Source organism: Cellulosimicrobium cellulans (assembly GCF_042723955.1).
Lineage (GTDB): Bacteria > Actinomycetota > Actinomycetes > Actinomycetales > Cellulomonadaceae > Cellulosimicrobium > Cellulosimicrobium cellulans_H.
The window spans coordinates 49,170-61,745 of record NZ_JBHXIC010000006.1 but is presented as its reverse complement, the minus strand read 5'-3'; the positions used below and the strand labels follow the sequence as shown (position 1 = coordinate 61,745).

The following is a 12,576-nucleotide window of genomic DNA, read 5'->3' as shown; positions in this document are numbered from 1 at the left end:
GCGCGCGGGGCCGGAGAGACGCCCAGCCGCCGCCGCCCGCCGCACGGGGCCGCGCTACAAAACGCACAGAAAAGCCAAACAGAAGGCGCCGTGCGCCGGAGGGGTGAGGTGAGGTCAGTCCCCGGGCCACTCCCCCGTCCACTTCTCGAACGCCCGGGCGCCACCGCGGTCGATGAGGGCCTTCACCGCGGCGAAGATCGCGCCCTGGATCAGCGCCGCGACGAGGATCTCGCGCAGGCCGTACTCCGACTCGAGCGGCTTCGGCGCGTCCTTCCGGTGGCCCGGGGTGACGCGCTTGTACACCTGCTTGAACACCTGCCCGGCGACGAGCCCGCCCACGATCGAGCTGGCGAGCCCCACAGGGCGGTAGAGGATCTTCGCGGCCTTGCCGCCGGACTTCTCCGGGGGATGCGTCCCCGCCGTCACGTCGTCGCTCATCCCTCGACGCTAGGTCGGCTCCGGCTCTCTCGCCCGTGCACGGACGCGAGCGCCGTCCGCGAGGGTGGCGTCAGACCGGGACGACGGCGCATCCTGCCGGGTCGACCACCACCCGCACCCGGTCGCCCGGCCCGGGCACGGCCACGTCGTCGCCCACCGCGGCGCCGGACCTGGCGCCCGCGAGCGCGACGAGCCGGGCGGGTGCGCCGCCGTCGGTCCCGGGGAGCTCGACGTCCACCGTCACCTCGACCGCACCGCGGCGGAACACGCTGCCGACGACCGTCGCGCCCCACGCGCCGTCCGCCGAGGCGTCCCCGGACGCGGGAGCGAGGCGCAGCCCGCGCGGGCCGATCGCGAGCAGGCTCTCGGCACCACGCGGGACGAACGCCTGGTAGCCGAGGAACTCCGCGACGCGGCGTGACGCCGGGGCACGCCACAGGTCCTCCGGCGGTGCGACCTGGAGGAGCCGGCCGGCGTCCATGACGGCCACGCGGTCGGCGACGGTGAACGCCTCGTCGTGGTCGTGCGTGACGAAGACGGCCGTCGTCCCGGTGGCCCGCAGCGCCTCGCGCAGGTCGAGCGCGAGGCGCTCGCGCAGCCCGCGGTCGAGCGCGGACAGCGGCTCGTCGAGCAGGAGCAGCCGGGGCCGCGGCGCGAGCGAACGCGCGAGCGCGACCCGCTGGCGCTCTCCCCCGCTGAGCGTCGCGACGGCGCGGCGCTCGTACCCGGCGAGCCCGACGACGGCGAGCAGCTCGGTCACGCGCGCGTCGCGCTCCGCGCGGGACAGGCCCGCGATGCCGTACGCGACGTTCCCGGCGACGTCGCGGTGCGGGAAGAGCTGGCCCTCCTGGAACATCAGACCGAACCCGCGCCGGTGCACGGGGACGCCCGCGAGGTCGCGCCCGTCCCAGCGGACCGCTCCCTCCGCGACGGGCTCGAGTCCCGCGACGGCGCGCAGCAGGCTCGACTTGCCGCACCCGCTCGGTCCGAGCAGGGCGAGCACCTCGCCGGGCGCGACGTCGAGCGTGACGCCCGCGACCGCCGTCGTGCCGGGGTCCGTGCGCGTACCCCCGCCGTAGCGCACGACGACGTCGCGCACCGCGAGCCCGGCACCCTCCCCGGGCAACGCGTCGGACACTGGGCCGGGCGCGGCCTCGGGGCGCGGCGGCTCCGGCGCGCCCGCGCGTGCCGGGGCGGGGTCGGTCTGCACCATCAGAACTCTCCTCCGGGTCGGTCGCCGCGCAACCGCTCGGCGAGCAGCATCACGGTCGCGGTGAGCAGCGCGAGCACGACGCTCGCCGCGAGCGCCATGCCGTAGTTCTCGGCCCCCGGGCGCCCGATGAGCCGGAAGATCACCACCGGCAGGGTCGCGCTGTCCGGGCGGGCGAGGAACGACGTCGCGCCGAACTCCCCGAGCGAGACCGCGAACGCGAACCCGACCGCGAGGCCGAGCGAGCGCGCGGCGATCGGGCCGTCGACCGTGCGGAACACGCGTCCGGGCGCGGCCCCGAGGGTCGCGGCGGCCTCTCGCAGGCGCGGGTCGATCGCGCGCAGCGTGGGCAGGACCGTGCGCACGACGAGCGGGATCGCGACGACCGCCTGCGCGATCGGCACGAGCAACCCGGACGTGCGCAGGTCGACGTCGAGCCCGAGCGGCCGGTCGAGCGTGAGGAGGAACCCGAAGCCAACCGTCACGGCGGACACTCCGAGCGGCAGCATGAACACCGAGTCGAGGACCGAGATCGCCCGCCGCCCGCCGCGCGACCGGGGGCGCCGCGACACGACGAGCGCCACGAGGCCGCCGATCACGACAGCGAGCACGGTCGCGAGCGCGGCGGTGCGCAGCGAGTTGCCCGCCGCCTCCCACACGGTGACGGACAGCGCGTTGCGCCCGCCCGTGGTGCCGAGGTTCGCGTAGTTCTCGATCCCCCAGCCCCCGCCCGGCACGCGGAACGAGCGCACCACGAGCGTGCCCAGCGGAAGCCCGACGAGCACCACGACCACCGCCGCGGTGAGCGCCGCGGGCACCAGGTCGCCCGTCGGGTGGCCGTCCCGCCAGAGCCGCAGCGGGTGCGCGGACGACGCCGAGGACGACAGGTTGAGGGCCCGCTCGCGCCGCGCCCGCGTGCGGTTCGCGACCGTGAGCGCCGCCGCGACGACGACGAGCTGCACCACCGACAGCACGGCGGCCGTGCGTAGGTCGAGGAACTGCGTGGTCTGGATCCAGATCTCCGTCTCGATGGTCCCGTAGCGGATGCCGCCGAGCACGAGCACGACGCCGAACGCCGTCGCGCAGAAGAGGAAGACGATCGACGCGGCGCTCGCGATGGCGGGCGTCAGCGCCGGGAGGGTCACGGTGCGGAACGCCCGCCACGGCGTCGCGCCGAGCGCCCGCGCCGCCTGCTCGGCGCGCGGGTCGAGGTGCTCCCACAGCCCGCCGACCGTGCGCACCACGACGGAGTAGTTGAAGAACACGAGCGCGACGACGATCGCCGCGAACGTCTCGTCGAGCCGCAGGAACCCGAGCGGGCCGCCCTGCACGAGCAGCGACCGGAACGCGACGCCGACGACGACGGTCGGCAGCACGAACGGCACGGTGACGAGCGCGCGCACGACTCGCCGCCCGGGGAACCGGCACCGGTACAGCACGTACGCGCCCGGCACGCCGAGGAGCACGGAGAACGCCGTGCCGAGCACGGCCTGCCACAGCGTCAGCCCGAGGATGCGCCACGTCCGCGGCTGGGAGAACACCTCCGCGAACCCGGACAGGTCCAGGCCGCCGTCGTCCCCGACGAACCCGCGCGCCACGAGCGTGACCACCGGCCACGCGAAGAACAGCCCGAGGAACGCGAGCGGCACCGCCGCCGCCAGACCCCACAGGACCCCGCGCCCGAGTCCTCCCCGCCGGCGCGCCCGAGCCCTCACCACGGTTCTCCCTCGGCGAACCACGGTTCCACCTCGCGTGACCAGGGTTCTCCCGCGCGAAGGAGAACCCTGGTCGCTCGTGCGCCGGGCGTCAGTCGACGACCGTCGCCGTCCATGCCTTGATCCACTCGTCGCGGTGCGCCGAGATGTCGGCGGGCGCGACCTCGAAGGGCTCGTCGGCGAGCGGCGCGAACTCGGCCCAGCCGTCGGGGAGGGCGACGGAGTCGTCGGCGGGGTACATGTACATCTGCCCAGGCACGTCGGCCTGGAACGCCTCGCTCACGAGGAAGTCGACGAGCTGCTGCGCGCCCTCGGGGTTCTTCGCGTTCGCGAGCACGCCCGCGTACTCGACCTGGCGGAAGCACGTGTCGAGCAGAGCCCCGGTCGTGGACGCGGAGCCGTCCTCGGTGAGCGTGAACGCGGGCGACGTCGAGTACGACAGCACGAGCGGGCGCGGCCCGGCGCCCTCGGAGCCGGAGAAGTCGACGTAGTACGCGTCCGACCACCCGTCGACGACCTTCACGCCGTTGGCGCGCAGGTCGGCCCAGTAGTCCTCCCAGCCGTCCTCGCCGAACGCCCCGACGGTCGCGAGGAGGAACGCGAGACCGGGCGACGACGTCGCCGGGTTGGTCACGACGAGGAGGTCCCGGTACTCCGGCTTCGCGAGGTCCTCGAGCGAGACGGGCTCGGGGATCCCCGCGTCGGCGAACCACGTGTGGTCGACATTCACGCACACGTCGCCGAGGTCGACCGGGGTGAGCTCGTCGCCGTCGCCGACGGCGTACGCCGCCGCCGAGTCGGAGAGGCCCTCCGGCACGTAGGGCGCGAGCACGCCCTCGTCGATCGCGCGGGACGCGAACGTGTTGTCGATCCCGAACACGACGTCGCCCAGCGGCGAGTCCTTCGTGAGGATCAGCTGGTTGACGAGCGCGCCGCCGTCGCCGGGCGCGACCTGCTCGACGGTCAGCCCGCTCTCCTCCTCGAACGCCGCGAGGACCTCGTCGCTCACGGCGAAGGAGTCGTGCGTCACGAGGGTGACGGTGCCACCGGTGCCCGACGACGCGTCGTCGCCGCCCGAGCCTGACGTCGCGTCGTCGCCGCCGCTGCACGCGGCGAGCGCGAGGAGGGCGAGGGTCGTCCCCGCGCCGGTGACGAGGGACCGGGCCCGACGGGTGCGGGCGGTCGTGCGCTGCATGTGTCCTCCCAGGACGTTCAGGAGGGGTCCACCGACCCGCGCGACCGACGCTGCGACGAGCGCGGACGACCGCACGAGCAGGTGATCGAGATTCCCGACTTCCTCCACCGGTGCTAACCGGATCAGGTTCGAGGGTCTGCGGTGGTCCGCACTCTCAGCTCCTCCAGGAGCTCCCCTGTCGTTCACGTCGAGCCTACACCGGGCCGCCCCTCGGGAATCCCCCTGAGAGAACCCTGAGAGCGGCCCAGCGGCGACCAGGGAAGGGTCCGGGCCGGTCCCCGATGCCCGGGGGTACGCCCCCGCGGGAGGGTCGTGACGACCGGACCGGGAGCCCCGGCCGACGACCGCAGGAGGGGAAGGACCGATGAGCAGCAGACCTGGGACGACGGGCGCGACGACGACCGTCGCCGCGTCCGCAGAGGACGCCGAGAACGCCACGGGGGCCGCAGGAGCTTCCGGAACCACGCCGGAGCGTCCCGTGATCGCCACCGCGCGCGGCCTCGTCAAGACCTACGGGCGTGGCGAGGCGACGGTCCGCGCGCTGGACGGCGTGGACGTCGACCTCGAGCGGGGGCGTCTGACCGCGATCATGGGCCCGTCCGGGTCGGGCAAGTCGACCCTCATGCACTGCCTCGCGGGCCTGGACTCCCCCACGGCGGGGACCGTCGTCGTCGACGGCGAGACGGTCTCCGCGATGAGCGAGCGGCGCCTGACGCGGCTGCGCCGCACGCGCATCGGGTTCGTGTTCCAGTCGTTCAACCTGGTCCCGACGCTCACGGCGGAGGAGAACATCGTGCTCCCGCTCGCCGTCGCGCGCCGGCCCGTGGACCGCGAGTGGTTCGACCGCGTGGTCGACGCCGTGGGGCTGCGCCCGCGCCTCGGGCACCGCCCGGCGGAGCTCTCGGGCGGGCAGCAGCAGCGCGTCGCGTGCGCGCGGGCGCTCGTGTCCCGCCCGGCGGTCGTGTTCGCGGACGAGCCGACGGGCAACCTCGACTCGCGCGCCGCCGCGGAGGTGCTCGGCTTCCTGCGCTCCTCGGTGGACGACCTCGGCCAGTCCGTCGCCATGGTCACGCACGACCCGACGGCGGCGTCGTACGCGCACCGCGTCCTGTTCCTCGCGGACGGCCGCCTCGTGACCGAGCTGCGCGACCCGACGCCGCAGGCCGTCCTCGACACGCTCGGGGCCCTCACGCCGGCGGCACCCGCGGGCGCGCACGCCACCGACCCGGCGCACGAACCGGCGGCCGTCCGATGATGGGCCGGATCGCCCTGCGCGGCGTGCGCGCGCACGGCGCGCAGCTCGTGCTGTCCGTGCTCGCGGTGACGATCGGCGTCGCGTTCGTCACCGGCACGTTCGCGCTGCGCGCGATGCTCGCGTCGACGTTCGACGGCATCGTCGCGTCGTCGATCCAGGCCGACGCGTACGTGCGCGGCGCGGCCGCCGCCGGGTCCGCGCTCGAGTCCTCGTCCGCGCAGCTCGGCGGGGCCCGCAGCCTCGTCCCGGCGGGCCTGGCCGGCACGCTCGACGCGCGCGACGACGTCGACCTCGCGCTCGCCGAGGTGAGCGGCCCCGCCGTCCTCGTGGGCGCCGACGGCACCGCGGTGCTCAGCACGCAGGCGCCGAGCATGGCGGTCGGCTACGACCCGCGCGACCCCGGGCCGCGCGTCGTGGACGGCCGCGCGCCGCAGGACGGCGACGAGGTCGCGCTCGAGTCCGCGACGCTCGAGGCGTCCGGGCTCGCGGTGGGCGACACGACCGACGTCGTGCTCGGCGACGAGGTGCGGACCGTGCGCGTGGTCGGCGAGCTCTCGCTGTCCGCGCCGATGGCGGGCGCGACGATCGTCTTGCTCGACGCCGGGACGGCCTCCGCGACGTACGCGCCGGACGGCCTGGTGCCGTCGGTCGCCCTGTACGCGGCCGACGGCGTCTCGCCCGAGGCGCTGCGCGACGCCGTCGCGACGTCGCTCCCCGACGGTGCGGAGGCCGTGACGGGGGCCGACCTGCGCGACGAGACGAGCACCGCCATCGCCGACCAGCTCGGCTTCGTCTCGACGTTCCTGCTCGTGTTCGCCGCGCTCGCGCTGTTCGTCGGCACGTTCATCATCACCAACACGTTCGCGATGCACGTGCGCCGCCGCACGCGCGAGCTCGCGCTCCTGCGCGCCGTCGGCGTGTCACCGGCCCAGGTGTTCGCCTCGGTCCTGGGACAGGCCGCGGTCGTGGGGGTCGTCGGCGCGGTGCTGGGCGTCGCGGCCGGGTTCGGGCTCGCCGAGCTCGCGCGGGCCGGGCTGGGCGCGGTCGGCATGGAGCTCGCCGGTTCGCTGCCCGTGACGACCGCCGGGATCGTGGTCCCCCTCGTCGTCGGGGTCGTGGTGTCCGTGGTCGCGGCGGCCCTGCCCGCGCGCCACGCGGCGCTCGTGCGGCCCGTCGAGGCGATGCGCCAGGACGTCCTGCGGCCCGCGGGCGCGGGCGTCGCCCGGGTGGTCGCGGGCGCGCTCGCCCTGCTCGCGGGCGTGGCCCTCGTCGTCGCGGCCGCGGCGGTCGGGAGCGGCGGGGCGGCGCTCCTCGGCCTCGGCGCGGTCGGGGTGATCGCGGGCGTGCTGCTGCTCGCCCCGCTCGCGGTCGGCCCCGTGCTGGGCGTCCTCGCCGCGCCGTTCGTCGCGCTGGTCCGGCCGCTCGGCGGGCTCGCGCGCGGCAACGTCACGCGCCAGCCGCGGCGCACGGCCGCGACGGCCGGGGCGCTCGTCGTCGGCATGGCGCTCGTGTCGACGACGTCGGTCCTCGCGCTCTCGGCCCGAGAGTCCGTGACCGGGATCGTCGACGAGGAGACGGCCGCCGACCTCGTGGTCCGGTCCGCGACCCCGTACCTGCCCGAGGGGGTCGCGGCCGACGTCCGCGCCGTGCCCGGCGTCGCGTCCGCCGACCTCACGACGTACGGGCAGGTCGTCGTCGACGACGAGCCGCAGCTCGTCGTGGGCTTCCCCGCCGAGGGCTTCGGTCGGTCGGTCCGCACGACGGCGGTCGAGGGCGACCTCGACGCGTACGCTCGCGGCGAGGCCGCCGTCATGGAGGACGCGCTCGACGAGCACGGCTGGGCCCTCGGCGACGTCGTGCAGATCGCCGACCCCACCCGGCCCGACCTCCCGGCGCAGGACGTCCGCATCGGGGCGGTGATCGACTCCCACGCGTTCTCCGTCGACATGCTCCTGCCGCCGGACGTCGCCTCCGCGGTGGGCGCGACGACCCCCGAGATGCTGTTCCTCGACGCCGAGCCCGGTGCCGACCTCGCGGCCGTCCGCGACGGGGTGACGGACGCCGTCGCGCCGTACGTCGTGGCGAGCGTGCTCGACGCCGACGAGTTCGCCGGGGAGGTCGCGTCCCAGGTCGAGTCGATCCTCGCGATCGTCTACGCCCTGCTCGGCCTGTCCGTCCTCGTCGCGGTCCTGGGGATCGTCAACACGCTCGCGCTGTCCGTCGTGGAGCGGACGCGCGAGATCGGGCTCCTGCGCGCCGTCGGGCTCGGCCGGGTGCAGCTCTCGGCGACGATCGTCATCGAGTCCGTGCTTGTCGCCGTGTTCGGGACGGCCGTCGGGCTGGTCGTGGGGACGGGCCTGGCCGCCGCGCTGCCGTCGGTCCTCGCGGACGAGGGCTTCACGACCCTCGCCGTGCCGTGGGCGCAGCTCGGCGCGATGCTCGCGCTCGCCGCCGTCGTCGGGGTCGTCGCGGCGGTCTGGCCCGCGGCCCGCGCTGCCCGGCTGCCCGTGCTCGACGCGGTGAGCCAGGAGTGACCGATCCCCTCGCCCGCCCGACGCGCGCCGGGCGGGCGTGGGGTCGACGGTTCGCACTACGGTGGGAGCACGCCCGCGCCGACCGGCGCCCCGACCGACGGAGGACCCCTCGTGGCCGACACGAACGAGACCGAGCAGACCCTGGCCCTGAAGGTCGGGACCGTCGCCCTCACCTTCGCGGCGGGCTGGGCCGCGCAGAAGCTCGTCACGTTCGTCTGGGCCAAGGTCACCGGTCACGACGCCCCGAAGGACCTCGACGACGAGGAGGTCGGCATCGTCTCGGCCGTCACGTTCGCCGCGGTCGCCGCGGGCGTCGGCGTCCTCGCGCGCCGGTTCGCCGGCAAGGAGGCCAAGCGGTTCGTCTCCCGCCTCGCGTCGCGCGCTTCGTAGCCGCGGGGCTGAGACCCGCGCCCGAGTCCTCGACGCACCGGTAGCCTGGCGCGCGTGACGGCCCCACCGGCGACCCCCGCGAGCGCGACGACGGCTCCCCAGGACCCGGTCCTGCGATCGGGCGCGCGCGTCCTCGCCGACGCGGGCCGCCTGCTGACCCGGCACTGGCCCGCGCTCGTCGCGATCGCCGTCCTCGCCGAGGTCGTCCACGAGCTCGCGCTACGGGCCGCGCTTGCCGTCGCGCCCTCGTCCGGCGTGCTCGGCCTGCTCGTGCTGTGCTTCTCGCCGCTCGCGACGGTCGTCGGGATCGTCGTCATGCTGCACGTGCTGCGCCGCGAGCCGCGCACCGAGCGCGATCGCCTCGAGGTCCGGGCGCTGCTCGGCTCGATCGCGTCGGTCCTCGTCCCCTACCTCGTCATCTACGAGTTCTACGGCGGCCTGTCGTCCGACTGGCAGACGTACATCGACGCCGCCGCGCTCGACCACGCCTTCGCGGCGGGCGCAGGCATCCAGACCGCCAGCCCGGTCCCCGAGGGGTTCGGGCTCACCGTCGTGCTCGTCGTCGCGGGCGCGCTGCTCGCCCGGACGCTCCTCGAACGCCTCGCCAAGCGCCTCGACCGGGGCGTGTCCACCGCGGGCGGCGACGCTCGGCGCAGCGCGCGCTCGGCCGCCGTCCGCATCGCCGCGGGCTACTGCGAGGTCGTGTGGATCGTCGTGGGCGCGTTCACCGTCACCGCCGTCGTCGGCCGGGTCCGCGAGTGGTGGACGTCGCGCGTGGTGGTCGTCGAGACGACGACCTGGTGGGACGGCGTCGTCGCGCGCGTCGACGTGCTCAAGCCGCTCGTCGACGCCCTGGGCCCGGCGACGTCCCTCCTCCTCGCGGGCGTCGTCACCGGCCTCGTCGTGCCGCTCGCCTGGCTCACCCTCGGCACGATCGTCTACGGCGTCGAGGCGATCGACGTCGTCGACCCGGCGCACGCGACGCAGGGCGGCGACGAGCCCGCGGGCCGTGCGACGCGAGTCGTCGACCGGTTCAACCGGACGCTCGGCGAGAGCGGCGCACGCAAGGCCTGGGAGCTCATGCTCGACCCCGGCCGACGGTTCGGCGGCCTCGTGGGCGCCCTCGGCATGCTGTGGCGCAGCCGGTGGAGCGCCGTGCTGCTCTTCTGCGTCGCGTTCGCCCTCCTGACGCTCGGCGAGCAGGTCGTCTACACGGCAGCCCAGGCCGTCGTCGGCCAGCCCGGGATCGTCGCCTGGCGCGCGCTCGTCGGCCCGCTCGAGATCGTCGGGACGGTCGTCGTGCAGGTGCTCACCACCGTGCTGCTCGCCGCCGCCGCGGACGCCCTGCTCGCGAGCCTCGGCCTGCCGTCGGCGCTGCGCACGCGGCGCGTGGCGCGCGCCCGCACCACCGCCGACGCGAGGGTCGACACGAAGACGGGCACCGGGTCAGTCGACTGAGACGGCCGCGTCCAGCTCGTCCTCGGACCTCCGCCCGGCGAGCAGCGCTGCGGCGACGACGTCGCGGATCTCGGTGTCCGACAGCGCGTGGTCCCGGGCGAGGCGGACGAAGTGCGCCGCGGCCTCGGTGACGGCCGCACGCGACAGTGTCGCGGCGGGCGCCGTCACCAGGGTCCCGACCCGTCGCCGGGTCGTGACGAGTCCCGCCGCCTCCAGGTCGCGGTAGGCCCGTGCGACCGTCCCGGGCGCGATGCCGAGGTCGTTCGCGAGCGCGCGCACGGTCGGCAGCCGCTGCCCGTCCGCCAGGTCGCCCGCCGCGACGAGCGCCGCGAGCTGCGCGCGGAGCTGCTCGTACTGCGGGACCGCGGAGTCCAGGTCGATGCGGACCGCGAGGCTCACGCGGCGACCTCCTCGGCCTCGCGCGTCGGCGCCGCCGTCGGCGCGGGGTCGCGCGCCGGCCAGACCAGCGCCACGACCGTCGCGACCACGACCGCCAGCGCCACGAGGAGCAGGACGTTCCCGACCTGGACGTAGCCGGGGCTGAGCCCGGGGCCTGGCCGGACGCCGTCACCACTGCCCAGCCCGAGCCAGCGCAACGAGAGACCGCCCATCGCGACGAGGCCGCCGAGCGTCAGACCCAGGACGAGCTGGGTGGCGCGCTCGACGCGGCGAGCGACCCTGCGGCGCAGCCACATGTCCCACTCCTCCTCCACGTCCTCCACCGCGGGTCGCGACACGACGAGGCGCAGCACCACCTCGGAGGCCGCGACGGCGACGACCGCCGCGACCACGACCGGCACCGTCCACAGCCACCCGGGGAAGGGCGCGACCGTGTACGCCTCGTACGGACCCACGACGCGGGAGATCGAGCGCGGGCCGTCGGAGAGGAGTCCGAAGGCGACGCTCGTCACCGCGACGGTCGCGGCCCAGGCCCACGCGAGGCGCCGGGCGAGCGTCGGGACGACGTCGACCGTCGAGCGCACGACGAGGCGCGCCTCGCGCTGCCGGTGCCGGGGGCGAGGCCACGTGAGCTCACCCACCGCGTGGACGGCCAGGGCGGCGACGAGCGCGACGAGCGGCAGCACGGCCGTCGTCCGGGCGCCGAGCGGGACGAGCCCGAGGTACAGGTACAGCGGCGGCAGCAGGATCCCGGCGGTGACGAGCAGCCCCGCGCCGGCGCTCGTCACGGCTGCGTGCCGCACCGCGCGCCGGCCTGCCGTGCTCGGGACGACCGCGCGCCGCCCGTCCCACCACAGCAGCACCACGACGACGACCGCAGCCAGCAGCGCGAGGTCGACCGCGAGGGCGACCGGGAACGGCAGCGGGTTCCCCAGCATCCACGACACCCAGCTCATGCTCTACCTCTCTCGGAGCTCATTGAACATGAACTATGTTCAATGAACCGCCGGGTGTCAACCACCTCCTCCGGGCGAGGGCGGTCAGGCGGCGTCGGGGGCGGGCAGCGCCCAGTAGGCGGGGAGGAGGTCCGGCTCGACGAGGCGCACCTCGGCCGGCTCGGCGTCGTGGGGCGTGAGGAAGTACTGCGTGCTGCGGGTCGAGACGGCGCCCGTGCAGACCGGGGCCTCGGGGTAGGGCATGCCCGGGAGCGCCGACGCTCCCGCGGTGAACTCACGCCCGGCGGTGTCCAGCAGCACGACCTCGCACGCCGAGTACGTCTCCTCCGCGCTCGCCGGGGCGTCGGGCGCGTCCGATCGCAGCGACACGTCCGCCGCCCAGAGCGTGTAGCCCTCGGGCGCCTCGATCCGGTCGCCGTACCCGTCGTCGAGCCAGTCGACCCGCTCCAGCCCGGCGAGCCGCGCGCGGACGTCGCCGACCTGCGCCCAGCCCTCGGCGTCCGCCGCCGGAGCCTGGCGTGGTTCCGAGGTCCACCACCCCTGCACGGTGTCGGAACGCCAGGTGAGCGCCCCGAGCGCCGCGAGCGCGCCCACGAGCACGACCAGCCACCAGCGGTTGGCGCGCCACCATCCCACGCTCGGTCCGCCGCTCATGCGTCCCACCCGCCCGAGACGAGCGCGGGCGGCACGACCTCGACGACGGTCGCGGCCTCGGGCGCAGCGAGGCGGCCGAGGTCGATCTCGGCGATCGCCTGCGGGCGATCGATGTCCGCGTCGTCGTGCTCCGTGAGCACGCGCAGCACGACGTCCCCGTCGAGCGCTCGCGCGGGCACCTCGACGACGACCGTCCCGGCCTCGGGGACGTCCGGGTCCACGAACGTGCTCATCATCGCGTTGCTCACGCGGTGCGACGCCGCGTGGTCGCGCCCCCCCGCGGGCCGCCCCCCCGGCCCCCCCACGACAGCCGGCCCCCCCCGGCCCGGCCCCCCCAGGTCGACCGCCGCCCCCAACCCCGCGCGGCGCGAG

Annotated in this window: 12 protein-coding genes and 1 riboswitch; of the genes, 4 read left to right on the top strand and 8 right to left on the bottom strand. The window is 75.7% G+C overall.

Features of this window, described 5'->3' with window-relative positions:
• Positions 1-114 precede the first annotated feature (114 nt).
• From ACFWH7_RS03270 to ACFWH7_RS03255, 4 genes are all read right to left on the bottom strand, one after another.
• Positions 115-438, bottom strand: coding sequence for a DUF4235 domain-containing protein (locus ACFWH7_RS03270; protein WP_378214996.1), 324 nt, complete (start codon positions 436-438; stop codon positions 115-117).
• A gap of 70 nt (positions 439-508) precedes the next feature.
• Positions 509-1,651, bottom strand: coding sequence for an ABC transporter ATP-binding protein (locus tag ACFWH7_RS03265; protein WP_378214995.1), 1,143 nt, complete (start codon positions 1,649-1,651; stop codon positions 509-511).
• Positions 1,651-3,366, bottom strand: a complete 1,716-nt coding sequence (locus ACFWH7_RS03260) for an ABC transporter permease (RefSeq protein ID WP_378214994.1) — start codon at positions 3,364-3,366, stop codon at positions 1,651-1,653. Before ACFWH7_RS03260 ends, ACFWH7_RS03265 begins: the two co-directional genes overlap by 1 nt.
• Positions 3,367-3,454: 88 nt before the next feature.
• Positions 3,455-4,558, bottom strand: a complete 1,104-nt coding sequence (locus ACFWH7_RS03255) for a thiamine ABC transporter substrate-binding protein (RefSeq protein WP_378214993.1) — start codon at positions 4,556-4,558, stop codon at positions 3,455-3,457.
• 82 nt (positions 4,559-4,640) lie between these two features.
• Positions 4,641-4,745, bottom strand: a riboswitch (TPP riboswitch).
• Positions 4,746-4,922: 177 nt separating this feature from the next.
• Here ACFWH7_RS03255 and ACFWH7_RS03250 point away from each other — a divergent pair.
• The 4 genes from ACFWH7_RS03250 to ACFWH7_RS03235 all read left to right on the top strand — a co-directional run bounded on the left by ACFWH7_RS03250 (position 4,923) and on the right by ACFWH7_RS03235 (position 10,195).
• Positions 4,923-5,813: an ABC transporter ATP-binding protein gene (locus ACFWH7_RS03250; RefSeq protein WP_378214992.1), complete on the top strand. Its 891-nt coding sequence runs from the start codon at positions 4,923-4,925 to the stop codon at positions 5,811-5,813.
• The gene (locus ACFWH7_RS03245; protein WP_378214991.1) at positions 5,813-8,347 is read left to right on the top strand and encodes an ABC transporter permease; all 2,535 of its coding nucleotides are present in this window, start codon (positions 5,813-5,815) and stop codon (positions 8,345-8,347) included. Before ACFWH7_RS03250 ends, ACFWH7_RS03245 begins: the two co-directional genes overlap by 1 nt.
• 111 nt (positions 8,348-8,458) lie before the next feature.
• A complete protein-coding gene (locus ACFWH7_RS03240) occupies positions 8,459-8,737 on the top strand; it encodes a DUF4235 domain-containing protein (protein WP_053370717.1) in 279 nt (92 codons plus the stop codon).
• Positions 8,738-8,791: 54 nt separating this feature from the next.
• Positions 8,792-10,195 carry a hypothetical protein gene (locus ACFWH7_RS03235; RefSeq protein WP_378214990.1) on the top strand — a complete coding sequence of 468 codons (1,404 nt, stop codon included), beginning with the start codon at positions 8,792-8,794 and terminating at the stop codon, positions 10,193-10,195.
• Here the strand turns inward: ACFWH7_RS03235 and ACFWH7_RS03230 are convergent.
• The 4 genes from ACFWH7_RS03230 to ACFWH7_RS03215 all read right to left on the bottom strand — a co-directional run bounded on the left by ACFWH7_RS03230 (position 10,184) and on the right by ACFWH7_RS03215 (position 12,437).
• Positions 10,184-10,594 carry a GntR family transcriptional regulator gene (locus tag ACFWH7_RS03230; RefSeq protein ID WP_378214989.1) on the bottom strand — a complete coding sequence of 137 codons (411 nt, stop codon included), beginning with the start codon at positions 10,592-10,594 and terminating at the stop codon, positions 10,184-10,186. The genes ACFWH7_RS03235 and ACFWH7_RS03230 overlap by 12 nt on opposite strands.
• Complete coding sequence (locus ACFWH7_RS03225) at positions 10,591-11,550, bottom strand: hypothetical protein (protein ID WP_378214988.1); 960 nt, start codon at positions 11,548-11,550, stop codon at positions 10,591-10,593. Before ACFWH7_RS03225 ends, ACFWH7_RS03230 begins: the two co-directional genes overlap by 4 nt.
• Before the next feature lie 84 nt (positions 11,551-11,634).
• The gene (locus ACFWH7_RS03220) at positions 11,635-12,204 is read right to left on the bottom strand and encodes a hypothetical protein (protein WP_378214987.1); all 570 of its coding nucleotides are present in this window, start codon (positions 12,202-12,204) and stop codon (positions 11,635-11,637) included.
• Positions 12,201-12,437: a hypothetical protein gene (locus tag ACFWH7_RS03215; protein WP_378214986.1), complete on the bottom strand. Its 237-nt coding sequence runs from the start codon at positions 12,435-12,437 to the stop codon at positions 12,201-12,203. Before ACFWH7_RS03215 ends, ACFWH7_RS03220 begins: the two co-directional genes overlap by 4 nt.
• Positions 12,438-12,576 lie beyond the last annotated feature (139 nt).

Bases quoted from the DNA above. Each gene is read 5' to 3' on its own strand.
- ACFWH7_RS03265 (WP_378214995.1), bottom strand. From the start codon at position 1,651: ATGGTGCAGACCGACCCCGCCCCGGCACGCGCGGGCGCGCCGGAGCCG.
- ACFWH7_RS03220 (WP_378214987.1), bottom strand. From the start codon at position 12,204: ATGAGCGGCGGACCGAGCGTGGGATGGTGGCGCGCCAACCGCTGGTGG.
- ACFWH7_RS03250 (WP_378214992.1), top strand. From the start codon at position 4,923: ATGAGCAGCAGACCTGGGACGACGGGCGCGACGACGACCGTCGCCGCG.
- ACFWH7_RS03245 (WP_378214991.1), top strand. From the start codon at position 5,813: ATGGGCCGGATCGCCCTGCGCGGCGTGCGCGCGCACGGCGCGCAGCTC.
- ACFWH7_RS03270 (WP_378214996.1), bottom strand. From the start codon at position 438: ATGAGCGACGACGTGACGGCGGGGACGCATCCCCCGGAGAAGTCCGGC.
- ACFWH7_RS03255 (WP_378214993.1), bottom strand. From the start codon at position 4,558: ATGCAGCGCACGACCGCCCGCACCCGTCGGGCCCGGTCCCTCGTCACC.
- ACFWH7_RS03215 (WP_378214986.1), bottom strand. From the start codon at position 12,437: ATGAGCACGTTCGTGGACCCGGACGTCCCCGAGGCCGGGACGGTCGTC.
- ACFWH7_RS03225 (WP_378214988.1), bottom strand. From the start codon at position 11,550: ATGAGCTGGGTGTCGTGGATGCTGGGGAACCCGCTGCCGTTCCCGGTC.